Here is a 24,656-nt window from a genome sequence, read left to right as displayed (position 1 = left end):
ATAATGTTAGAATTTGAACAAGGATTTAATCATTTAGCGACGTTAAAAGTCATCGGTGTAGGGGGCGGCGGTAACAACGCCGTTAACCGAATGATTGATCACGGCATGAACAACGTAGAATTTGTTTCTATTAATACAGACGGACAAGCATTAAACTTGTCTAAAGCTGAATCTAAAATTCAAGTCGGTGAAAAATTAACACGCGGACTTGGTGCAGGTGCTAACCCTGAAATTGGTAAAAAAGCTGCTGAAGAATCACGCGAACAAATTGAAGACGCAATCCAAGGCGCAGACATGGTATTCGTAACTGCTGGTATGGGCGGCGGAACTGGTACTGGTGCTGCACCTGTCGTAGCTAAAATCGCTAAAGAAATGGGCGCATTAACAGTTGGTGTTGTCACACGTCCGTTCAGCTTCGAAGGTCGTAAACGTCAAACTCAAGCTGCTGCAGGTGTTGAAGCAATGAAAGCAGCTGTTGATACATTAATCGTTATTCCTAACGACCGTTTATTAGACATCGTTGACAAATCTACACCAATGATGGAAGCATTCAAAGAAGCAGATAACGTATTACGCCAAGGTGTTCAAGGTATCTCAGACCTTATCGCAGTATCTGGGGAAGTTAACCTTGACTTTGCCGACGTTAAAACAATCATGTCTAACCAAGGTTCTGCCTTAATGGGTATCGGTGTTTCTTCTGGTGAAAACCGTGCAGTAGAAGCCGCTAAAAAAGCGATTTCTTCACCATTATTAGAAACTTCTATTGTCGGTGCACAAGGTGTGTTAATGAACATCACAGGCGGAGAATCGTTATCACTATTCGAAGCACAAGAAGCAGCAGACATCGTTCAAGATGCAGCTGACGAAGATGTAAACATGATCTTTGGTACAGTGATCAATCCTGAATTACAAGATGAAATCGTAGTTACAGTCATCGCTACTGGTTTTGAAGATAAACCAACTTCACAAGGTCGCAAAGCTTCAAACACAGGCTTTGGTTCTAGTGCAAACAGTAGCAGCAATAAAGAAGATAGCTACGCATCACAAGTTGGCAGCTCAAATGAAGGTCAACAAGATACAAGCTCTGAAAGCAGAGGTCACTCTACTAAAGAAGATGACATCCCTAGCTTTATCAGAAATAGAGAAGAAAGACGTTCTAGAAGATCTAGACGTTAATCAATAATAAATACTGAATTGAGTTTGCAGCGATGCACGTATATCATCTTTTGTGCATCGTTGAACAAACAACCATAAATGCATCGCAACAGGTAACCGATGTGACGAAGAGCAATACATTGTGTTATCGATGATGGGGCGGGAATACGAAATCTATCCAGCAGCGGATGATAGTAGCGTTGACTACTGTATCAAACACATAATGAATCTTACATTACGATTCATCATGTGTTATAGATTTGTCTTCCGCTCCTTTTTCATAACCAATACATAAAATGATGATACGAAGTCGTGCGTATACATTATAGCTAACAACATGTAGTTGAAAAGGAAATAAATGAAACAGTGAATGGAGGGTGTTAAGGGATGGAAGATAAATTTGTAAAAAAACCGCATATTTTGCAATATGAAGATCCAAAATTATCCCACGTAACCATCGGTATGACAACGCGAGAAGCAGGTGTGAGTCCATATCCTGCGAACGCGTTTAATATGGCGCGTTACATAGATGATGATCCAGAACATATTTCACAACACCAACAAACACTGGCACAAATCATAGATTTTCCGACGTCAGAATGGGTCTTTCCAATACAAACACATGAAAATAGAATCGTAGAAGTGACCACTAAAGATAAAGGCACGAATATCGATACACTTACAGACACATTACATGGGGTAGATGGCATGTATTCTTATGATAATCTGCTCCTCACGATGTGTTATGCTGATTGCGTACCTATTTATTTTTACAGTGAAAAGCATCATTTCATCGGACTTGCACATGCGGGATGGAGAGGCACATACAGTCAGATTGTATTAGAGCTAATCAAAGCTGTTAAATTTGATCTGAGTGATCTCAATGTCGTCATTGGACCTTCTACGTCTATGTCTTATGAAATTAATGACGACATTAAGTCTAAATTTGAAACACTTCCGATTGATTCAACACTGTATATCGAGACGCGTGGTCACGATCGGCATGGTATTGACCTGAAATTAGCAAATGCATTGCTTTTAGAACATGTCGGTGTACCGCCAGAAAATATTTATCGTACGACGTATGCGACATCTGAAGATTTAGAACTCTTTTTCTCTTATCGCGTTGAAAAAGGTCAGACGGGTCGCATGTTAGCATTTATCGGTCAACATTAAGTAAAAAGGGGGAATCGTCATAGAGGTTCGGATCAATATTAAGTTACCTTCATTTTTATAACTTAACGGTTCATTGAGCCAAGATGACTTTTGAACCATTACTGAAATCGCTTGTCCGATCCTTTAAAGACGTGAGATAATGGTGAATGTAAAGGAAAATCTTACAACTATACAACAACAAATCCAAGCAGCAACTGAAAAAGGACAACAACAGATAGAACCGAACGTGATTGCAGTCACAAAATATGTTACAATGGAGCGGGCAAAGGAAGCGTATGAGGCAGGCTTACGTCATTTCGGTGAAAACCGAGTTGAAGGGTTTTTAGAGAAACAAAGTGAATTACCGGATGATGTGACGATGCACTTTATCGGTCCGCTTCAATCACGTAAAGTAAAAGATGTCATCAACCAAGTCGATTACTTTCACGCGTTAGATCGCATGAAAATAGCTAAAGAGATTGACAAACGTGCCGACCATACAATCCGCTGTTTTGTTCAAGTCAACGTCTCAGGCGAAACTTCAAAACACGGCATTGCACTGTCAGAAGTAAACGATTTCGTTCAAGATTTAGCAGAGTTTGAACATATCGAAGTTGTGGGCCTCATGACGATGGCACCTTTAACTGATGATGAAGCATATATTCATCAGCTATTTCAATCATTAAAAAATAAACGAGATGAAATAAAAGCACTCAATTTAACGCATGCGCCATGTACAGAATTATCAATGGGAATGAGTAACGATTTCCATATTGCAGCAGAAGAGGGCGCTTCATTTGTACGAATTGGGACTAAACTTGTAGGAAAAGAGGAGTGACCCTAGTGGCATTAAAAGATTTATTTAACGGATTCTTTGTAGTTGAAGAGGAAGATGATGAGCCAGAAACATCACCTGAACCCGAACAAACTAATCAACGACAACAACAAGCACAGTCTCAGAATAACTTTAGTCAAGATGATACAGATCGTACGGAAACACGCCGTTCATTAAAATCTGTACCTAAAAAACAAAAAGCATCAAGACTTTCTCAATCTCAAAGTGAAAGGAAGTATCAAATGAATAATACAGCTAGAAATAATAGAAATGTTGTAAATATGAATAATGAAGAGATGCTTGAACCACAAATGCAAGACAGTTCAAAAATGTGTTTATTTGAACCGCGTGTTTTCTCAGATACACAAGATATTGCAGATGAACTAAAAAACCGTCGTGCAACATTAGTGAACTTACAACGCATTGATAAAGTTTCAGCAAAACGCATCGTAGATTTCTTAAGTGGTACTGTATATGCCATCGGTGGAGATATTCAACGTGTAGGTAGTGATATTTTCTTATGTACACCAGATAATGTTGAAGTCGCAGGTACAATTACAGACCAAGTAGAATACACAGATTATCAACACGAATAGAGGAAACATAGTATGAGTTTATTAAGTATTTTAATTATTGTCTTTAGGATCATAAATCTTGTATTACAAGTTTATTCATGGGGAATGATTGTTTATTTCCTTATGTCATGGTTTCCAGGGGCACGTGAAAATGCATTCGGCCGTTTCCTAGCGAAAATTTATGAACCGTTCTTAGATCCATTTAGAAGAGTTATTCCACCAATCGGTATGTTGGATATTTCTTCTTTAGTTGCATTTTTCACGTTGCAATTGTTCCGCATGGGTGTAAATGCAATATTTAACATGATTATCACGCATTTATATTAATATGATTCAAATGGTTTGAGTCTCTAATCTCCAACCATTAGCCTATGTTAAGCAACGAAATAGCGAATGAAGATAGAGGCTGGGGTGCGATGATACCCCAACTTTCGTTGCATTATTCAACTTTAAGCTATGATGTTATTAAGCGATGTACAGACACTTTAGGAGTGGAATCGATGAATATATATCAACATTTCAGAACTGAAGAACATGAGTTGATCGACCAATTGATAGATAAGTGCAATCAGGCAGATCAAACATATGCACCCGTGCTGACTCACTTTTTAGATCCAAGAGGTCAATACATATTACAAGTCGTCGTAGGGAGCTATGACATGTTGCAGGTACACTTTTATGGTGGGCCACATGCAGAACGGCAACGTGCTTTAATCGCACCGGATTATTTTGAGCCTCGGCTTGAAGATTTTGAACTGACTGTGCTTCAGCTCGATTATCCAAAAAAGTTCGTGACGCTACAGCACCAACATGTGATGGGCACCATTCTGTCGTTAGGAATTACACGTGATCAATTGGGTGATATCGTGGTGAACGATGAGATTCAATTTGTCATCGCTTCACCACTGGTTGATTATGTTAAAATGCATTTAACGAAGATTAAAGGTGCTTCAGTTAAATTGCATTCAATTTCCCCGCAAGATATGGTACAATCAAAAGAGTCATGGCAACATGCCCAAGCAACAGTCAGCGCGTTAAGACTTGATGTGGTACTCAAAGAAATGATTCACAAATCACGTGATATTGCGAAACAATTGATTCAGAAAAAGCGTGTTAAAGTAAATCATACGATTATAGATTCAGCTGATTTCAAACTGGATCAAGGTGATCTATTGTCCATTCAAGGTTTTGGTAGAGCCAAAATTTCTGAAGTGGGAGGCAAAACAAAGAAAGATAAGATACACATTTCATATAAAACACTTTTCAAATAGTATCATTGTTCGTTATAGTAATAACAGTGGTACGATTAAAGGGAGGAAATTCGATGCCTTTTACACCGAACGAAATCAAAAACAAAACATTTACTAAAGTAAGAAACGGTTTTGACGATACTGAAGTTCAAGATTATTTAACTCAGTTAAGTGATGAAATCGAACGTTTGAAAGAAGATAAACAACAACTAGAAAAAGTCATAGAAGATAAAGAAAGCAACTTAAATTCTTACAAAGAAGTACATCAGTCTGTAAGTGATGCGTTAGTTCAAGCACAACAAGCAGGTGAACAAACGAAAAATGCTGCTCAAGAACAAGCGCAAGCAACAATCACTAAAGCGCAAAGTGAGGCGGATCGTATCGTTGGTGACGCGATCGAAAAAGCACGTCGTTTATCCTTCCAAACTGAAGATATGAAACGTCAATCTAAAATCTTTAGATCACGCTTCCGTATGTTAGTTGAAGCACAATTAGATTTACTCAAAAATGACGATTGGGATTACTTACTCAATTACGATTTAGATGCACAACACGTGACAGAAGAAAATATACAACATCTCAATGATGAGGATTTAACAGATGCAGAACGTACACAAGCATCAAATCAAGATGAACAAAACGATACAAATCAAACCGAAGATCAACAAAACAATGATGAAAAATAATTAATAAAAAAAGCAAACAAACAGACGCGTGAGAAATAAGTCACATATCTTAGCGAGCTAGGGATGGTGAAAGCCTAGTATATGTTTATTTCTTATATCACTGTTTGGCAACATGGATAAAATAATGAAGAGAACTCTAAGTTGAGTTAATCAGGGTGGTACCGCGATAACCTCGTCCCTGTTAATTGAACTTAGAGTTCTTTTTTAAGTTAAGAGGAGTGAAAAAATGAATTATAAAGATACTTTATTAATGCCGAAGACGGATTTCCCAATGAGAGGCGGTTTGCCAAATAAAGAGCCTAAAATTCAACAAGCCTGGGATGAAAACAATATTTACCAAAAATCAGTAAAACAAAATGAAGGGCAACCTGCATACATTCTTCACGATGGTCCTCCATATGCGAATGGTAACTTACACATGGGCCACGCACTAAACAAAATTTTAAAAGACATCATTACACGTTACAAAACGATGCGTGGTTATTATGCACCTTATATTCCTGGTTGGGATACTCACGGATTACCGATTGAACAAGCCTTAACTAAAAAAGGTGTTAAACGTAAAGAAATGTCTGTCTCTGAGTTCAGAGAAAAATGTAAAGACTTCGCGCTTGAACAAATCGAACTTCAGAAAAAAGACTTTAAACGTTTAGGTGTGAGTGGTGACTTTGATAATCCATACATTACATTAAAACCTGAATACGAAGCAGCTCAATTACGTTTGTTCGGTGAAATGGCAGACAAAGGTTTAATCTACAAAGGTAAAAAACCTGTTTATTGGTCTCCATCAAGTGAATCTTCACTTGCAGAAGCAGAAATTGAATACCATGATAAACGTTCTCCTTCTATCTACGTCGCATTTAATGTGCGTGATAGTAAAGGCGTTGTAGATGAAGATGCACAATTCATCATCTGGACAACTACTCCATGGACAATGCCATCTAACGTAGCCATCACAGTTCATCCTGATTTAACTTATGGACAATATCTTGTAGATGGTAAAAAATATATCATCGGTAAAGATTTAGTCGATGACGTCGCAGAAGCACTTGATTGGGATAAAGAAGCTATTGTGCTTGATAAAGAATACAAAGGTTCTGAACTTGAATATGTAGAAGCACAACATCCATTTATTGATCGCGTTTCTCTCGTCATCAATGGTACACACGTAACTACAGATGCTGGTACAGGTGTCGTTCATACAGCACCTGGACACGGGGAAGATGACTACGTTGTCGCACAAAAATATGATTTACCAGTCATTAGTCCATTAGACGATAAAGGGGTCTTCACTGAAGAAGCAGGTCAATTTGAAGGTATGTTCTATGATAAAGCCAACAAAGCAGTGACTGACTTATTAGATGAAAACGATGCATTAATTAAATTAGAATTCATCACACATAGTTACCCTCATGACTGGCGTACGAAAAAACCAGTGATTTTCCGTGCAACACCACAATGGTTTGCATCTATCGATAAAGTAAGACAAGATATTTTAGATGCAATCGATGAAACGAAATTCAAAGTCGACTGGGGTAAAACACGTATTTATAACATGATTCGTGACCGTGGCGAATGGGTCATCTCTCGTCAACGTGTATGGGGTGTACCACTACCTGTCTTCTACGCAGAAAATGGCGACGTTATCTTATCACAAGAAACTGTCAATCACGTAGCAGATCTTGTTGAAGAACATGGTTCTAATGTTTGGTTTGAACGTGAAGCGAAAGACTTACTTCCAGAAGGATTTACACATCCAGGTAGTCCAAATGGCGAATTCACAAAAGAAACCGACATCATGGACGTATGGTTCGACTCAGGTTCATCTCACCGTGGCGTGTTAGAAGAACGTCCAGAATTAGAATACCCTGCAGATCTCTATATAGAAGGTAGTGACCAATATCGTGGTTGGTTTAACTCTTCTATTACTACTTCTGTTGCGACTAGAGGTATTTCACCATATAAAATGTTACTTTCTCATGGTTTCGTCATGGATGGCGAAGGTAAAAAAATGAGTAAATCATTAGGTAATGTCATCGTGCCAGATCAAATCGTTAAACAAAAAGGTGCAGATATTGCACGTCTATGGGTAAGTAGTGTAGATTATCTTGCTGACGTACGTATTTCAGATGAAATCTTAAAACAAACATCAGATGTTTACCGTAAAATCAGAAATACAATCCGTTTCATGTTAGGTAACGTAGCAGACTACAATCCAGAAACAGACGAAATTGCTGAAGCGGATTTACTCGAAGTCGATCGCTATATCTTAAATCGTTTCCGTGAATTTACGAAAACAGTATTAGATAAATACGATAACTTTGATTATCTAAATATTTATCAAGAAGTTCAAAACTTCATTAACGTAGAGCTAAGTAACTTCTACTTAGACTATGGTAAAGATATTCTTTATATCGAAAAACGCGATGCGCACAAACGGCGTAGCATGCAAACCGTGCTTTATCAAATCGTAGTCGATATGACGAAATTACTTGCACCAATTCTCGTGCACACATCTGAAGAAATTTGGTCACACATCCCACATGTGAAAGAAGAAAGTGTTCATTTAACTTATATGCCTGAAGTGGTAGAACCTGATGAAGCATTAGTTGAAAAATGGAATACATTCATGCACTTGAGAGACGATGTGAACCGTGCACTTGAAATTGCTAGAAATGAAAAAGTAATTGGTAAATCTCTTGAAGCAAAAGTCATCATTGGTAGTAATGATCAATTCAACGCTACAGAATTCTTACAACAATTTGATGATTTACATCAACTCTTTATTACTTCTCAAGCTGAAGTTGTGGATCATGTGGAAGATGGTCAAGCTTATCAATATGGTGATATTCGTATTGAACATGCTGAAGGTGAAAAATGTGATCGTTGTTGGAACTATAGTACAGAAATTGGTAGTGTAGGCGAATACACTGGTCTTTGTCCACGCTGTCAAGAAGTCGTCGTTTCACTATAAACAGCGAAACTAAATCTATAGCGCTTTAAATTAAAGCAAGATTGAATCATCGCATTTAATCTTGCTCTTTTTGTATACATTCATCATGTTTTAACCCTGTTCATGTACTTATTGAAAATGTGAAGATTTCGCTTATAAAACAATAAGGATAGTCATAGAATATCAACATTTTTCTTCGACTGCTTTATTTTATACTGTGAAATAGCTATAATATAGATTGTTCGAAATTGTGAAAAGAGAAATTGAGGAGGTCGCCTATGAAAAGGCAGTATTATGTAGGAATATCTTTAGCTGTAACGATCTTTATTCTATTTTTTGATCAACTTACAAAATGGATGGTCGCTACTTTTATGCGCGTAGGTGAATCCTTTGAAGTGATACCAGGCTTTCTCAATATTACGTCTCATCGTAATAATGGTGCAGCTTGGGGTATATTAAGCGGTAAGATGTGGTTCTTTTATATTATTACAATCATCATACTGATTGTATTAGTCGGCTTCTATGTTAAAGAAGCGAAAGGCAACTTAGCGATGCAAGTGACACTCAGTTTATTATTTGCTGGGGCATTAGGTAATTTTATTGATCGTATTCTCAATGGTGAAGTGGTCGATTTTATTGACACTTATATTTTTGGTTATGATTTTCCTATCTTTAATGTAGCAGATTCAAGTTTGACCATCGGTGTGATTGTTATGATTGTTTTATTATTAAAAGATATGAACAAAGCATCATAGGAGGAAAGTTATGGAAACGCATGAGTTTAAAATAGATAACGAAGCATATGTAGGCCAACGTATTGATAAATGTCTCACTGCATTCAATCAAGATTGGTCTCGTACTCAAATTCAAGATATGGTGAAGGAAGGCCATGTCACAGTGAACGGTAAAGCAGTTAAATCAAACTATAAAATGAAACAAGACGATGTTATTGTCGTGAATGAACCAGAAGTGGTTGAAGCGGATATTGAACCCGAAAATTTAAACCTAGACGTTTATTATGAAGATGATGATGTCGCCATCGTTTATAAACCTAAAGGTATGGTGGTCCATCCTTCTGCAGGTCATCGCACTGGCACATTGGTCAATGGACTCATGTATCAAATGAAAAATCTCTCAGGCATTAATGGGGAAGTAAGACCTGGTATTGTGCACCGCATCGATAAAGATACGTCAGGGTTACTCATGGTCGCAAAAAACGATGTCGCACATCGAAACTTAGTTGAACAGTTAATGTCTAAAACAGTGACACGAAAATATACCGCACTTGTTCACGGCAATATTCCACATGATTATGGTACGGTCGATGCGCCGATTGGACGTAACACGAAAGATAGACAATCCATGGATGTCGTAGATGAGGGTAAAGAAGCGATTACGCATTTTAATGTGCTCGAACATTTTAAAGACTATACGCTCATTGAATGCCAGTTAGAAACAGGCCGTACTCATCAAATCCGTGTGCATATGAAATACATCGGATACCCTATTGTCGGCGACCCTAAATATGGGCCTAAGCGTACGATTGAAATGGGCGGCCAAGCATTACATGCCGGCGTCATTGGGTTTGAACATCCTGTCACAGGAGAGTATATCGAACGCGTGGCACCGTTACCAGAATCATTTGAACAAGTGCTAGAAACATTACGACGAGAACAAGGTTAAAGAAAAAACAGACTTAATCCTCGATATATGATTGATATGACAAACCTAGTTGGGTGATTATTTCTGTCCTATTGACTTCAATCATCGAAAGCGGTAAACTATCATTAGTTTAATAAATAAAACCAACGTCTTTAAGAGAAGTCCAGTGAGGCTTAGAAGACATGAATATAAACAGACCGTGTAATTGATGTGGATGCAAAGGTATTATCCTTGTGTATGATCACATCTTATAATGAAGATTTTAAAGGTGTAGTATCAGTTCTGTTCATAGACCTCATGTCTTTCTAAGGCATGAGGTTATTTTTATAGAAAAATATATGTCTTGCAATCACTGGAAATATTTTCACAATAAAGCGCTGTAAAGGAGGTAGTGAAGTAAGATGTCTGAAAGAGTAATCATGGATGAAGCGGCTATACAGCGAACGTTGACGCGTATTTCACATGAAATTCTAGAGTACAATCGTGGTACCTCACAACTCGTGTTATTAGGTATTAAAACGAGAGGAGCTTCGCTGGCACAACGCATTCAACATAAAATTGAAATGATCGAAAATGTACAAGTTCCCACAGGTACGATTGATGTCACTCAATTTAGAGATGATTTAGAGCAAGCAGGTAAAAAAGATTTAGAAAAAGCGTATGATATTGATGTCGACATCAACGATAAGGTCGTTATCATTATAGACGATGTACTCTACACCGGCAGAACAGTACGCGCTTCCCTAGATGCCATCTTACAACACGCTCGACCACGTAAAATCGGTCTCGCAACGTTAGTAGATCGTGGTCATAGAGAACTTCCGATTAGAGCGGATTTCGTTGGTAAGAATATTCCTACAGCAAAAGATGAAGCGGTCGCAGTTTATGTGGAAGAAATTGATGAGAGAAACGCAGTCATAATTGAATAATGAACCTTTTAAATCAGTACGAGAGACTGAAAAAGGACAAAACCATGTGATAGCTTGACGTTAGGGCTAAGCGACATAGGTTTTGTGAAAGGGCTAGTACGTGTGATATGCACCGCCTTCAGAATACGGGGCGAAAGCATACAAACTATGACTTGGCTCAACTTTTAAGTCTCTTTACTGAAATTGTAAAGGGACTTTTTTTAAAGGAGAAAAATCATGGATAATGAATCAATGTTTGAACGTACCGCCAAGCCAGTATTAGACGTAAGAGATAAACCGAAACCCTCACAGTGGGCATTGTTAAGTACACAACATCTATTTGCAATGTTTGGTTCGACCGTATTAGTGCCGTTCTTAACAGGTCTGCCAGTGTCAGCTGCATTGCTCGCTTCAGGGCTAGGTACACTGTTATACATTTTGATCACACAAGCTAAAATACCTGCTTATTTAGGATCGAGCTTTGCGTTTATCACACCGATTATTACAGGTATCCATTCGCATAGTTTAGGGGGCATGTTAGTCGCATTATTCATGAGTGGACTGATGTATGTCATTATTGGTCTCGCCATTCGCATCAGTGGTACCAATTGGTTAATGAATTTATTACCCCCTGTCGTGGTAGGACCTGTCATCATGGTGATTGGGTTAAGCTTAGCCCCTACAGCAGTCAACATGGCCATGTTTGAGAATTCGAATGACATGAAAGGTTATAATTTGAGCTATGTGTTGGTCGCAATCATTACGTTACTCGTGACGATTAGCATTCAAGGGTTCTTTAAAGGATTCTTATCACTCATTCCTGTATTGATTGGTATAACAACAGGTTATGTCATCTCAATATTTATGGGATTAATCAACTTTGAACCGATTGCGAAAGCGAAATGGTTACAGTTTCCTGATATTTACATACCATTTAAAGATTATATGCCATCGTTTCATCTGGGACTGGTGCTCGTGATGATACCGATTGTGTTTGTCACAGTCAGTGAACATATCGGACATCAACTTGTTATCAACAAAATTGTCGGTAAAAACTTCTTAAAAGACCCAGGTTTAGATCGTTCAATCATTGGCGATGGGGTCTCTACGATGGTAGCGAGTATCATCGGTGGACCGCCAAGTACCACATATGGTGAAAACATCGGGGTCCTTGCCATTACTAAAATCTACAGTATCTATGTGATAGGTGGCGCAGCTGTCATTGCCGTATTACTCGGTTTTGTCGGTAAGTTCTCAGCGCTTGTTGACTCTATCCCAACGCCTGTTATGGGCGGTGTATCGATCTTACTTTTCGGTATTATCGCATCTAGCGGTTTAAGAATGCTTGTAGAAAGTAAAATAGATTTTGCAGAAAATAGAAACTTAGTTATCGCGTCTTCTATCTTAGTGATAGGAATTGGAAATTTAGTCATTAACTTTAAAGATCTCGGTTTGAACATGCAAATCGAAGGGATGGCACTTGCAGCATTAGCAGGTATCATCTTGAATCTCATTTTGCCTAAAGGTGCATCAAATCAATAAAGCGGGAGGTTTGTTCATGGATCATTTATTATCTGTCGAACATTTAACAACAACGGAATTGTATGGACTTATTCAACGTGCAAGTCAATTTAAAGCTGGAGAAGTGGAAATACCTAATTATCAAGATGTGTTTGTTTCTAATTTATTCTTTGAAAATTCAACGCGTACAAAATCAAGCTTTTTAGTAGCTGAGAAGAAATTAGGCATGCAATTGATTGATTTTGAAACAGCAACATCTTCTGTGCAAAAAGGAGAGTCGTTATACGATACTTGTAAAACGATGGAAAGCATCGGGGTGAATTTGCTTGTCATCCGACACCCACAAAATGCGTATTATGATTCGCTTGAAGGACTTAATATTCCGGTAATTAATGGAGGCGATGGCAGTGGTCAGCATCCAACGCAATGCTTACTTGATTTGATGACAATCTATGAAACATTTCAATCGTTTAAAGGGCTTAACGTATTGATTTGTGGAGATATCAAAAATTCACGTGTTGCGCGCAGTAATTATCATAGTTTAACTGCATTAGGTGCGAACGTGATGTTCTCAAGTCCAGAAGCATGGCAAGATGATACACTACACGGAGCTTATGTTGATATCGATGATGTGATCGATAAGGTCGATATTGTCATGTTATTACGTGTACAACATGAGCGCCATGGAGCAGATGAAGTCACATCGTTTGAAGCAGATACTTACCATGAGCGCTTTGGTCTTACGCAAGGACGCTACGACAAACTGCAAGATCATGCGATTGTCATGCATCCTGCACCAGTGAATCGCGGCGTTGAAATTGCGAGTGACTTAGTTGAAGCACCTAAATCACGCATCTTTAAACAAATGGAAAACGGTATGTACATGCGTATGGCAGTGATTGATACAATCTTAAAATCGAGAGGGGAAGTCTAATATGAAATTAATTAAAAATGCTCAAGTCTTACAATCAGGAGAATTGGTCAACACAGACATTTTAATCGATGGACAATACATCAAACAGATCGCATCAAACATCGAAGCGGATGATCAAACAGAAGTGATTGATGCGAACGGTCAATTCGTAGCACCAGGTTTAGTTGATGTGCACGTGCATTTACGTGAACCAGGTGGCGAGCACAAAGAAACAATTGCAACTGGTACTGCAGCAGCGGCACGTGGGGGTTACACAACAGTATGTCCAATGCCAAATACACGCCCTGTACCTGATACAGTCGAGCACATGCAACAAGTCAATGACATCATTAAGCAAACAGCGAATGTCCGCGTATTACCTTATTCAGCAATTACAGTGAGACAAGCAGGAGAAGAACATGTTGATTTCGAAGCCCTTGCCAACGAAGGTGCATTTGCGTTCACTGATGATGGTGTCGGCGTTCAACAATCTAGCATGATGTATGAAGCGATGCAAGCAGCAGCCAAAGTCAATAAAGCAGTCGTTGCACACTGTGAAGATAACAGCTTGATTTATGGTGGTGCGATGCATGAGGGTAAACGTAGTGAAGAATTAGGCATCCCTGGTATCCCTAACATTTGTGAAGCCGTACAAATTGCCCGCGATGTGTTACTTGCTGAAGCAGCAGGTGCACATTATCACGTGTGTCACGTTTCTACAAAAGAAAGTGTTCGTGCCATTCGTGATGCGAAAAAAGCAGGTATTCATGTAACTGCAGAAGTGACACCACATCACTTGTTACTAACTGAAGATGATATTCCTGGCGATAATGCCATGTTTAAAATGAATCCACCGCTAAGAAGCAAAGAAGATAGAGAAGCATTAATCGAAGGACTATTAGACGGAACAATCGATTGTATTGCAACAGACCATGCACCTCATGCTGCTGAAGAAAAAGATCAACCGATGACGAAAGCACCATTCGGTATTGTCGGTAGCGAAACAGCATTTCCATTACTCTACACTCATTTTGTTAAAAATGGAGACTGGACACTTCAACAATTAGTAGATTACCTAACTATTAAACCGGCTCAAACATTCGATTTACCATATGGACGCTTAGAAGAAGGTGCACTAGCTGATTTAGCAGTGATTAACTTAGATGAAGAGCGTGAAATTAAAGCAGAAGACTTTGCATCAAAAGCAAGTAATACACCGTTCTTAGGTTACCAAGTATATGGTAATCCTGTGCTCACTATGGTCGAAGGTGAAGTTAAATATAAGGAGGAACAATAATGATACAGAAGCGTTATCTCGTGCTCGAAGATGGTTCATACTATGAAGGATATCCATTAGGTTCAGATCAATTAAAAATGGGTGAAATTGTCTTTAATACAGCGATGACAGGGTATCAAGAAACGATTTTCGACCCTTCTTATACTGGACAAATCATTACCTTTACTTACCCATTAATCGGTAACTATGGCATCAACCGTGATGACTTTGAATCATTAGTACCTACATTAAATGGTGTGGTGGTAAAAGAAGCAAGCACACACCCAAGTAACTTTAGAATGCAAAAATCACTCCATGAAGTGTTAGATGAATATGATGTACCAGGTATTTATGGAGTGGATACACGTAGTATCACCCGTAAGATTAGACAATATGGGGTGTTAAAAGCTGGATTTACAGATGATAAAGATGAAGTAGAATCTTTAGCTGAAACACTTAAAACAGCGGCTTTCCCTCGCGATGAAGTGCATACCGTTTCTACTAAAACACCGTATGTGTCAACTGGTTTTGACCTCAGTGTCGTTCTCGTTGACTTTGGTAAAAAACAAAACATTGTACGTGAACTTAATGCTAGAGGTTGTAATGTAACTGTCGTACCTTATGATACAACTGCAGAAGAAATTATTCGCATGGCTCCCGATGGCTTAATGCTATCAAATGGTCCTGGTGATCCAGAAGAAGTTCAAGTAGCGATTGACATGATTCGCAACATTTTAGGTAAAATTCCGTTCTTCGGTATTTGTTTAGGTCACCAACTCTTTGCCCTATCTCAAGGCGCGACATCATTCAAAATGAAATTCGGTCACCGCGGTGCCAACCATCCAGTTAAAGATTTAGTCACTGGTAAAATTGCTTTAACAAGTCAAAACCACGGTTACTCTATCGACGAAGATTCATTGAAAGATACAGATTTAGAAGTCACTCACATTGCATTAAACGATGGTACAGTAGAAGGTTTGAGACACAAATCATTACCAGCGTTCTCTGTACAGTATCACCCTGAAGCGTCTCCAGGTCCTACAGATTCAAACTATTTATTTGATCAATTCATTGAAATGATGAACGAATTTAAAGCGAAGGAGCGTACTACAAATGCCTAAACGTAAAGATATCAACACAATTTTAGTTATTGGATCAGGTCCGATTATTATTGGACAAGCAGCAGAATTTGACTACGCCGGAACTCAAGCTTGCTTAGCGTTAAAAGAAGAAGGTTACCGTGTCATTCTCGTCAATTCAAACCCTGCAACGATCATGACAGACAAAGAAATTGCTGACGAAGTCTATATTGAACCGTTAACTCACGATTTCATCGCTCGTATCATTCGTAAAGAACAACCCGATGCCTTGTTACCAACATTAGGGGGACAAACAGGCTTAAACATGGCGATTCAATTACATGATAACGGTGTATTAGATGCGAACAACGTGCAACTACTCGGTACAGAACTACAATCTATTCAACAAGCAGAGGATAGAGAGCAATTCCGAAGCCTAATGAATGAACTTGATGTCCCTGTCCCAGAGAGTGACATCGTCAACACAGTAGAACAAGCCTTTCAATTTAAAGAACAAGTGGGCTATCCACTTATCGTTCGTCCAGCCTTCACAATGGGTGGTACGGGTGGTGGTATTTGCCACAACGATGATGAATTAAAAGAAGTCGTATCAAATGGTTTACATTACAGTCCTGCGACCCAATGTTTAATTGAAAAATCAATTGCTGGATTTAAAGAAATTGAATACGAAGTGATGCGTGATAAAAACGACAACGCCATCGTCGTATGTAATATGGAAAATATTGATCCAGTCGGTATCCATACAGGGGACTCTATCGTTGTTGCACCAAGTCAAACTTTATCTGATGTTGAATATCAAATGTTACGTGACGTATCATTAAAAGTAATCCGCGCCTTAGGTATCGAAGGTGGCTGTAACGTGCAACTCGCACTTGACCCACACTCTATGAACTTCTACATCATCGAAGTGAACCCGCGTGTATCACGTTCATCCGCTTTAGCATCTAAAGCGACCGGCTATCCTATTGCTAAACTAGCTGCGAAAATCGCGGTCGGTTTAACATTAGATGAAATGATTAACCCAATTACAGGTACATCATTTGCAGCATTCGAACCTGCCCTTGACTATGTGGTATCTAAAATCCCACGTTTTCCATTCGATAAATTTGAAAAAGGTGAACGTGTGTTAGGTACACAAATGAAAGCGACAGGGGAAGTCATGGCAATCGGACGTACGTACGAAGAATCATTACTTAAAGCGATCCGTTCACTTGAATACGGTGTACATCATCTCGGTTTACCAAACGGTGAAAGTTTTGATTTAGATTATATTAAATCACGTATCAAAGACCAAGATGACGAGCGTTTGTTCATCATTGGGGAAGCCATCCGCAGAGGAACAACGCTAGAAGAAATTCATGAGATGACTCAAATCGATTACTTCTTCTTACATCAATTCCAACACATCATTGATATCGAACATGACTTAAAAGCACACAAAGGTGACATTGATTACCTTGAATACGCGAAAAACTATGGTTTCAGTGATAAAGTGATTGCGCACCGCTTTGATATGACTGAAGATGAAGTATATGAACTTCGTCAAAAACATGGTATTACACCTGTCTATAAAATGGTTGATACATGTGCAGCAGAATTCGAATCAGAAACACCATACTATTACGGTACTTATGAACAAGAAAATGAATCTGTCGTCACAGATAAGAAAAAAATTCTTGTTCTTGGTTCAGGACCGATTCGCATTGGACAAGGGGTAGAATTCGACTATGCTACTGTTCATGCCGTTTGGGCAATCCAAAACGCTGGATATGAAGCAATCATTATCAATAACAACCCAGAAACGGTATCTACCGACTTCTCAATCTCAGATAAATTATACTTTGAACCATTAACTGTAGAAGATGTCATGAACGTCGTGAACTTAGAACAACCAGAAGGTGTAGTCGTACAATTCGGTGGTCAAACAGCGATTAACCTTGCTGATAAACTTGAACAATACGGCGTTAAAATCTTAGGTACAACACTTGAAGATTTAAACCGTGCCGAAGACAGAAAAGAATTCGAAGCATTGTTACATCAAATAGATGTGCCACAACCTAAAGGTAGAACTGCCACATCACCTGATGAAGCGCTAAACAATGCACGCGAAATCGGTTATCCAGTTGTAGTTCGTCCTTCATATGTTCTTGGTGGACGTGCGATGGAAATTGTAAGTAACGATGATGAATTGAAAGACTATATGGATCAAGCCGTTAAAGCAAGTCCAGATCATCCTGTATTAGTCGATCGTTACTTAACAGGTAAAGAAATCGAAGTCGATGCGATATCAGACGGAGAAACAGTGATCATACCAGGTATCATGGAACACATTGAACGTGCAGGTGTTCACTCTGGTGACTCTATCGCTGTATATCCGCCTCAAACATTATCACAAGAAGATATCGATACATTAGAAGACTTTACGATTCGCTTAGCAAAAGGTTTAAACATCGTAGGACTCATTAACATCCAATTCGTTATCGCACATGATGGTGTTTATGTCCTAGAAGTGAACCCACGTTCAAGCCGTACAGTACCATTCTTGAGTAAAATCACTGGCATTCAAATGGCTCAATTAGCTATGCGTGCCATTATGGGTGAAAAACTGAGCGCGCTTGGTTACGATCCAGGTATCCAACCTTATTCAGAAGGTGTGTTCGTTAAAGCACCAGTATTCAGTTTCAATAAACTTAAAAATGTCGACATTACCCTTGGACCTGAAATGAAATCTACGGGTGAAGTGATGGGTAAAGATCTCACAATGGAAAAAGCACTTTACAAAGGATTAACTGCAAGTGGTATGGAAGTAAAAGACCACGGTACAGTACTCATCACAGTAAGCGATAAAGATAAAGAAGAAATTGTTGATATCGCTCAACGCCTAAATGAAGTGGGTTATAAAATCTTAGCCACTGAAGGTACAGCTCGTAAATTAGCTGATCATCAAATTCCTTCAGAAGTAGTAGGTAAAATTGGACGCGAAGATGATCTATTATCACGCATCCAAAACGGCGATGTACAAATCGTTGTGAATACAATGACAAAAGGTAAAGAAGTCGAACGCGATGGTTTCCAAATCCGTCGTACAACAGTTGAAAATGGTGTGCCATGTCTCACTTCACTCGATACTGCAGATGCATTAACTACAGTGATTGAAAGCATGACATTCTCAATGCGTACGATGTAAATGACACGACAACTTGTAATGGGATGGGGTATCACATGACCTCATCCTGTTGTTACAAGTTGCTGTCATGCTATTACATAGCTGTCTCAAAAGGCGTTAAACTTATGAACGAGGTGATTCGATGGATACATTACCCATCATAGCTTTAGACTTTGATTCATCTAAAAAGGTAGAATCATTTTTAGACCAATTTGATGAACCACTTTTCGTGAAAGTAGGGATGGAGCTGTTTTATCAAACAGGTCCTGAACTCATTAAAAAAATTCAACAACGAGGGCATCAAATATTCTTAGACTTAAAATTACATGACATCCCTAATACAGTAAATAAAGCGATGGAAGGATTAGCGAAATTGAACGTAGACATGGTAAACATTCATGCTGCTGGTGGAGTGAAAATGATGGAACAAGCGCTTGCCGGTATTAGAAAATTTAATCCTGAAACGAAAGTCATCGCAGTGACCCAACTCACTTCTACAACAGAAGAGATGTTGCATAACGAACAAAATATACAATCAACTATCGAAGAGGCAGTACTTAATTACGCGAAGTTAGCACAACAAGCAAACTTAGATGGTGTTGTATGCTCACCATTAGAAACAAAAATTTTAACTGAAGCACTCGGGAAATCATTTTTAAAAGTTACTCCAGGTATTCGACCTAAAGATGCAGCACAGAACGATCAAAAACGTATCACAACACCTGAAGAAGCTAAACAATTGGGCTCCACGCATATCGTTGTGGGACGTCCGATTACGCAAAGTGATGATCCAGTCGCAAGCTATCAAAAAATTAAAGAAAGTTGGTTAGGATAATATGGCAAAATCAATTGCACAAGCATTATTAGATATCGAAGCGGTAACCCTTTCTCCAAATGATTTATACACTTGGAGTTCAGGTATCAAATCTCCAATTTATTGCGATAATCGTGTAACGTTAGGTTATCCAGAAATTCGTCGTCAAATTCGTGATGGGTTAATTGAATTGATTCAAAATCATTTTGACGATGTAGATATCGTGTCAGGTACAGCCACAGCAGGAATTCCTCATGCTGCATTCGTCGCTGAACAATTAGATATACCGATGAACTATGTGCGCTCTAAAAGTAAAAGTCATGGTAAACAAAACCAAATCGAAGGTGCGAATAGCGAAGGCAAAAAAGTCGTCGTAGTGGAAGACCTCATTTCAACGGGAGGTTCATCTATCAATGCGGTAGATGCACTCAAAGAAAGTGGTGCAGAAGTACTCGGTGTGGTTGCTATCTTTACTTATGGTTTGAATAAAGCCAATGAAACATTTGAACAGGCCGGTGTACCATTCTATACACTCAGTAACTATGATGAACTTATCGAAGTAGCACGTAAAAATGGAGACATTGATGAAAAAGATATAAGTACTTTGGTTGAATGGAAAAACAACTTAGCATAAAATCTAAGTTGGAGGGGATTTCATGAACGAAATGAGACATGACGCAAATTATCGTAAATTTGCGCACGTCAATCAATTTTTAAAACAAAACGCTGACTACAGACATAAAAATGACAATGCTGCTATGGATGACGCTACATCTAACGCAGCAGAACAAAATATTTATAAAAAAGCAAAATCGACAATTAAAAATAAGGGCTATATTCAATAGTCTCTTTATATAAGTATGAGCCATCTGTTGCGGTGAAACGACCACAATAGATGGCTCTTTATTGATGGATCATATGTAAATAAATGAAACGATATCCTAGATACTGTTTCATTATGATGTAAATATTCAATTAGCGAATAAATAATTTAATGAGTAACCAACCGATTAAGAAGACGATCACGAGCACGAGAACCGGAATCAAGAAAAAACTTGCTAAAGCCATAGCTGTAAAGACCTCCTCAGTAGTTTAATTTTATTTTAGCGAAAGTTATGTGATAACGCAAATCAATGTGTTTATATTGAAGGTTAAGAGAAGAGACATCTATTTGTTGGAACTGCTCATACGACTGAATGGTGCAATGCATTTTCCAAGACGTGACGGCACTTCTTATGCGACAATATAAACAAACTTTAATTACTTACATAACAGGAGGTCAACGCATGGCATTACCTAAAATCACGACCTTTTTAATGTTTAATGGTCAAGCGGAAGAAGCAATCCAAACGTACATTGATGCTTTCGAAGATGCAGAAATACTCACCTTAGAAAAGTATACAGATGAAGATGAAGCACCTGCGGGTTACGTTCAGCATTCCATTTTTAGACTTAAAGATCAGTTTTTTATGGCGATCGATAACGTGAACGGTGGCGTACCCGTAGAAATGAATCCAGCAATGTCACTCTATGTGAATGTAGATAGTTCAGAAGAGATGGAACGATTATTTAATCACTTGAAAAAAGAAGGCGCCATCCTCATGCCGATGACAGAAATGCCACCATTCAAAGCATTTGCATGGATACAAGATAAATACGGAGTTAATTTTCAACTCGCATATCTAGAGGAATAAAAATTGAAAAAATATATTAAAAAGCCGATTGAATGCATCATTACTTTCAATCGGCTTTTGATATGAGAGATGTGATGGATTAAGATTGTTTCATTTGTTGAATATGATCGTAATCTGGCGTCGCATAAAGTGTTTTTTGATTGTCGTATGTGACAAAACCGGGTTTAGCACCACTTGGTTTATGCACGTGTTTGATGCGTGTGTAATCGACCGGTATTTGTCCAGAATTACCAGCTTTTGAAAAATAGCCTGCTAACATGGCAGCCTCTTTGATGGTTGTTTCAGAGGGTGCTTCATTGAGAATGACCACGTGTGAACCAGGGATGTCTTTCGTATGGAACCAAACGTGTTGTTTACCAGCTTTTTTATTTGTGAGATAGTCATTTTGTTTATTATTTTTACCGACGAGAATCGTATCACCATCCGTGGATTGATACGTTTGTAATTGAATTTTGGCTTGTTGTTTTTTCTTCGTATGCTTGCGTTGTTTTAAGAAGCCTTGTTCAGCTAATTCATCTCGGATATCATCAATTTCATCGACGGTGATATGCGTCAGTTGTTGTTCAATATTTTCAAAATAGCTGATGTTCTCTTTCGTTAATTCAATTTGATGGGTTAATTCATGTTCTCTGCGTTTCAAACGATTGTATTGTTTATAATAATGTTGCGCATTGACTGAAGGGGGGGTCGTCGTATCTAACGGAATCGTAATATTTTCCCCCGTATAATAATTTAACGCTGTAACAGATTCGTCACCTTGTTTAATGCGATAAATATTTGCCGTGATCAGTTCTCCGTAAAGTTGTTGATCATCTTTATTTTTCGTACCTTCAAGTTCATCGTACAATTTCGTCAATTTAGTGCGGTCTTTTTGAAGTTGTTGTTGTACGAATTTAACGAGATCATTTGCACGCTGTTTAACACGTTCACGTTCACCACGTGCGTCATAATAACGATCAAGTAGATCATGCAAGGAATCGTAAATCACGGTTTCATCGTCAAATTGCTGTAGCTTCATGAAATAGTAGTCTTCTTTACCTGTTTCATTGTTTTTATGAAAAATAGGTACGGTTGGACCTTCTGTTTCTGCTAATACTTCTTCAAAAGCTTCTGGTAAAGTTTCGGTCGTCATAAAGGGTCTACGATGAACGATTTCATTTGCGATTAAAGGACTGAAGCCTTCAAAATGATTCAGTAATTGTCGCTCGAGTTTACCACTGTTGAAATCAATATACCGATTCACCTCGTCACCATTTACCTCGTATGGATTCACTTTATTTTGAGCGGGCGGTGCTTCATATTGAAAACCTGGCATCACTGTACGATACTGATTGGTGTTAGGTGTTAAATGCTTGAAGCCTTCAAGTATTTTTCGCGTATCATCAACGAGAATTAAATTACTGTGTTTACCCATGATTTCAAGGATGATTGTGCGATGAATCGTATCGCCAATTTCATCTTTACTTTGCACATCGATTTCGACCCGTCGATCGTTGCCGATTTGTCTAATTGCTTTGACGATACCACCTTCTAAATGTTTACGAAAGACACGCGCAAACATCGGTGGGTTAAATGGATTGTCATATTTTTTCGTTGTGAGATGCATTCTTGAAAAGCTTGGATGTATGGAAAGTAATAATTTATGATTTTTACGATTTTGTCTAATCACGATGATCAATGTATCATTTTCTGGTTGATTAATTTTATGAATTCTGCCGTTTTCTAAAAATTGGAGGGACTCAACCATTTTACGTGTAAATAAGCCATCGTATGCCATGTGTAACAGCCCCCTTAAATCATTTCATTCAGTATATTGTAACATGGATATCGATTCTGGTCATGAACAAAGTTTCTGTGGGGTTATCCTATACAATTAAATGAAAACTATGGTATCATATATAAATATTAGAAGAATAGCATAGAGAGGTCGTAAGTCATGGAGAATGAGAAAGGTTTGCTGATTGTTCTATCTGGACCTTCAGGAGTTGGGAAGGGCACCGTTAGAAAACAAATATTTGACGATCCAGCCACATCATATAAATATTCAATTTCAATGACTACACGTGCAATGCGCGAAGGAGAAGTGGATGGCGTAGATTATTTCTTCAAAACGAAAAAGGAATTTGAAGAGTTAATCAAACAAGATCAGTTTATTGAGTATGCTGAATATGTGGGTAATTACTACGGGACACCGGTTCAATATGTTAAAGATACAATGGACGAAGGTTATGATGTATTTTTAGAAATTGAAGTCGAAGGTGCAAAACAAGTACGCAAAAAATTCCCCGACGCGTTATTTATCTTTTTAGCTCCACCTAGTTTAGATCATTTGCGTGAACGTTTGGTTGGCCGAGGTACGGAATCAGATGATAAAATACAAAGTCGAGTGAGTGAAGCACGCAAAGAAGTTGAAATGATGAACTTATATGATTATGTTGTTGTTAACGATGAAGTGGAACTCGCTAAGAATCGCATTCAATCCATCGTAGAAGCGGAGCATTTGAAACGCGAACGCATCGAAGCTAAGTATAGAAAAATGATATTGGAGGCCAAAAAATAATGTTAAATCCACCATTAAATCAACTCAATTCACAAATTAGATCAACTTATTTAATCGCAACTACAGCAGCTAAACGTGCGAGAGAAATTGAAGGTGAACCTGAATCACAACTATTAGAACGTTATGATTCTCATAAATCAGTAGGTAAAGCATTAGAAGAAATTGCAGCTGGTAAATTACATCCAAATGATAGCTCATTTCAATAAATTTTAAACGAGCAAAGTGACATTTTTATATAAATCATCTGTCAAAAGAGGCTGGAATCATAATGGGTTCCAGCCTCTTCACATACGTTTGTGGCCTAAGAACGAATAGGCTTGGGAGAACGTCTTTAGAGACATAGGTAGATGACGATTTTAAGTATATTTACAGAAAAAAGGCGCCGATGATGATACTATAAAAGATGTAATCTATAAGATAACGAAATACAAAG

At 38.3% G+C, this 24,656-nt stretch carries 23 protein-coding genes; 22 read left to right on the top strand and 1 reads right to left on the bottom strand.

All coding sequences use genetic code 11. The features are described from left to right. Window positions 1-3: 3 nt before the first annotated feature. The 20 genes from ftsZ to ACSBRB_RS02960 all read left to right on the top strand — a co-directional run bounded on the left by ftsZ (window position 4) and on the right by ACSBRB_RS02960 (window position 21,663). Window positions 4-1,176 carry a cell division protein FtsZ gene (gene ftsZ / locus ACSBRB_RS03055; RefSeq protein WP_059106620.1) on the top strand — a complete coding sequence of 391 codons (1,173 nt, stop codon included), beginning with the start codon at window positions 4-6 and terminating at the stop codon, window positions 1,174-1,176. A 366-nt stretch (window positions 1,177-1,542) separates the two neighbouring features. Further along, on the top strand, window positions 1,543-2,331 hold the full coding sequence (gene pgeF / locus ACSBRB_RS03050; RefSeq protein ID WP_435031559.1) for a peptidoglycan editing factor PgeF: 789 nt from the start codon (window positions 1,543-1,545) through the stop codon (window positions 2,329-2,331). Window positions 2,332-2,473: 142 nt separating this feature from the next. Next, window positions 2,474-3,148 carry a YggS family pyridoxal phosphate-dependent enzyme gene (locus ACSBRB_RS03045; protein ID WP_435031792.1) on the top strand — a complete coding sequence of 225 codons (675 nt, stop codon included), beginning with the start codon at window positions 2,474-2,476 and terminating at the stop codon, window positions 3,146-3,148. A 5-nt stretch (window positions 3,149-3,153) separates the two neighbouring features. Continuing rightward, the gene (locus tag ACSBRB_RS03040; protein WP_435031557.1) at window positions 3,154-3,741 is read left to right on the top strand and encodes a cell division protein SepF; all 588 of its coding nucleotides are present in this window, start codon (window positions 3,154-3,156) and stop codon (window positions 3,739-3,741) included. Between the two features lie 12 nt (window positions 3,742-3,753). Further along, window positions 3,754-4,047, top strand: a complete 294-nt coding sequence (locus ACSBRB_RS03035) for a YggT family protein (RefSeq protein WP_435031556.1) — start codon at window positions 3,754-3,756, stop codon at window positions 4,045-4,047. Between the two features lie 173 nt (window positions 4,048-4,220). Then, on the top strand, window positions 4,221-4,991 hold the full coding sequence (locus tag ACSBRB_RS03030; RefSeq protein WP_435031555.1) for a YlmH family RNA-binding protein: 771 nt from the start codon (window positions 4,221-4,223) through the stop codon (window positions 4,989-4,991). A 53-nt stretch (window positions 4,992-5,044) separates the two neighbouring features. Beyond that, window positions 5,045-5,656, top strand: coding sequence for a DivIVA domain-containing protein (locus ACSBRB_RS03025; protein ID WP_435031554.1), 612 nt, complete (start codon window positions 5,045-5,047; stop codon window positions 5,654-5,656). A gap of 226 nt (window positions 5,657-5,882) precedes the next feature. Beyond that, a complete protein-coding gene (ileS, locus tag ACSBRB_RS03020; RefSeq protein WP_435031552.1) occupies window positions 5,883-8,630 on the top strand; it encodes an isoleucine--tRNA ligase in 2,748 nt (915 codons plus the stop codon). A 257-nt stretch (window positions 8,631-8,887) separates the two neighbouring features. After that, a complete protein-coding gene (gene lspA / locus ACSBRB_RS03015) occupies window positions 8,888-9,364 on the top strand; it encodes a signal peptidase II (protein WP_435031551.1) in 477 nt (158 codons plus the stop codon). Window positions 9,365-9,374: 10 nt separating this feature from the next. Continuing rightward, window positions 9,375-10,292, top strand: a complete 918-nt coding sequence (locus tag ACSBRB_RS03010) for an RluA family pseudouridine synthase (protein ID WP_435031550.1) — start codon at window positions 9,375-9,377, stop codon at window positions 10,290-10,292. Window positions 10,293-10,672: 380 nt separating this feature from the next. Next, entirely contained in the window at window positions 10,673-11,200 is a 528-nt protein-coding gene (pyrR, locus tag ACSBRB_RS03005) for a bifunctional pyr operon transcriptional regulator/uracil phosphoribosyltransferase PyrR (RefSeq protein ID WP_435031549.1), read from the top strand. Between the two features lie 216 nt (window positions 11,201-11,416). Beyond that, window positions 11,417-12,721: a uracil-xanthine permease family protein gene (locus ACSBRB_RS03000; protein ID WP_435031548.1), complete on the top strand. Its 1,305-nt coding sequence runs from the start codon at window positions 11,417-11,419 to the stop codon at window positions 12,719-12,721. A 16-nt stretch (window positions 12,722-12,737) separates the two neighbouring features. Continuing rightward, complete coding sequence (locus ACSBRB_RS02995) at window positions 12,738-13,634, top strand: aspartate carbamoyltransferase catalytic subunit (RefSeq protein ID WP_435031547.1); 897 nt, start codon at window positions 12,738-12,740, stop codon at window positions 13,632-13,634. 1 nt (window position 13,635) lies between these two features. Further along, window positions 13,636-14,910: a dihydroorotase gene (locus ACSBRB_RS02990; protein ID WP_435031546.1), complete on the top strand. Its 1,275-nt coding sequence runs from the start codon at window positions 13,636-13,638 to the stop codon at window positions 14,908-14,910. Further along, complete coding sequence (locus ACSBRB_RS02985) at window positions 14,910-16,010, top strand: carbamoyl phosphate synthase small subunit (protein WP_435031545.1); 1,101 nt, start codon at window positions 14,910-14,912, stop codon at window positions 16,008-16,010. Before ACSBRB_RS02990 ends, ACSBRB_RS02985 begins: the two co-directional genes overlap by 1 nt. Then, window positions 16,003-19,176, top strand: a complete 3,174-nt coding sequence (carB, locus tag ACSBRB_RS02980) for a carbamoyl-phosphate synthase large subunit (protein WP_435031544.1) — start codon at window positions 16,003-16,005, stop codon at window positions 19,174-19,176. Before ACSBRB_RS02985 ends, carB begins: the two co-directional genes overlap by 8 nt. A 121-nt stretch (window positions 19,177-19,297) precedes the next feature. Further along, window positions 19,298-19,990, top strand: coding sequence for an orotidine-5'-phosphate decarboxylase (gene pyrF, locus ACSBRB_RS02975; protein ID WP_435031543.1), 693 nt, complete (start codon window positions 19,298-19,300; stop codon window positions 19,988-19,990). A 1-nt stretch (window position 19,991) separates the two neighbouring features. Further along, entirely contained in the window at window positions 19,992-20,603 is a 612-nt protein-coding gene (gene pyrE, locus ACSBRB_RS02970; RefSeq protein WP_435031542.1) for an orotate phosphoribosyltransferase, read from the top strand. Between the two features lie 22 nt (window positions 20,604-20,625). Further along, window positions 20,626-20,814, top strand: a complete 189-nt coding sequence (locus tag ACSBRB_RS02965; RefSeq protein WP_435031541.1) for a hypothetical protein — start codon at window positions 20,626-20,628, stop codon at window positions 20,812-20,814. A 441-nt stretch (window positions 20,815-21,255) separates the two neighbouring features. Next, complete coding sequence (locus ACSBRB_RS02960; RefSeq protein WP_435031540.1) at window positions 21,256-21,663, top strand: VOC family protein; 408 nt, start codon at window positions 21,256-21,258, stop codon at window positions 21,661-21,663. A gap of 79 nt (window positions 21,664-21,742) precedes the next feature. On the opposite strand, the gene ACSBRB_RS02955 is transcribed toward ACSBRB_RS02960, so the two are convergent. Beyond that, window positions 21,743-23,440, bottom strand: a complete 1,698-nt coding sequence (locus ACSBRB_RS02955) for an Rqc2 family fibronectin-binding protein (RefSeq protein ID WP_435031538.1) — start codon at window positions 23,438-23,440, stop codon at window positions 21,743-21,745. Between the two features lie 159 nt (window positions 23,441-23,599). On the opposite strand from ACSBRB_RS02955, the gene gmk reads away from it, so the two are divergent. Together gmk and rpoZ are read left to right on the top strand one after the other, a co-directional pair. Continuing rightward, window positions 23,600-24,223 carry a guanylate kinase gene (gene gmk, locus ACSBRB_RS02950; protein WP_059106718.1) on the top strand — a complete coding sequence of 208 codons (624 nt, stop codon included), beginning with the start codon at window positions 23,600-23,602 and terminating at the stop codon, window positions 24,221-24,223. Then, window positions 24,223-24,429, top strand: coding sequence for a DNA-directed RNA polymerase subunit omega (gene rpoZ / locus ACSBRB_RS02945; RefSeq protein ID WP_059106717.1), 207 nt, complete (start codon window positions 24,223-24,225; stop codon window positions 24,427-24,429). The genes gmk and rpoZ overlap by 1 nt, the downstream gene beginning before the upstream one ends. The last annotated feature ends 227 nt before the right edge of the window (window positions 24,430-24,656 follow it).

It is taken from the genome of Staphylococcus auricularis (assembly GCF_051172115.1).
Lineage (GTDB): Bacteria > Bacillota > Bacilli > Staphylococcales > Staphylococcaceae > Staphylococcus > Staphylococcus auricularis_A.
This window is presented reverse-complemented; position numbering and strand designations above follow the sequence as displayed.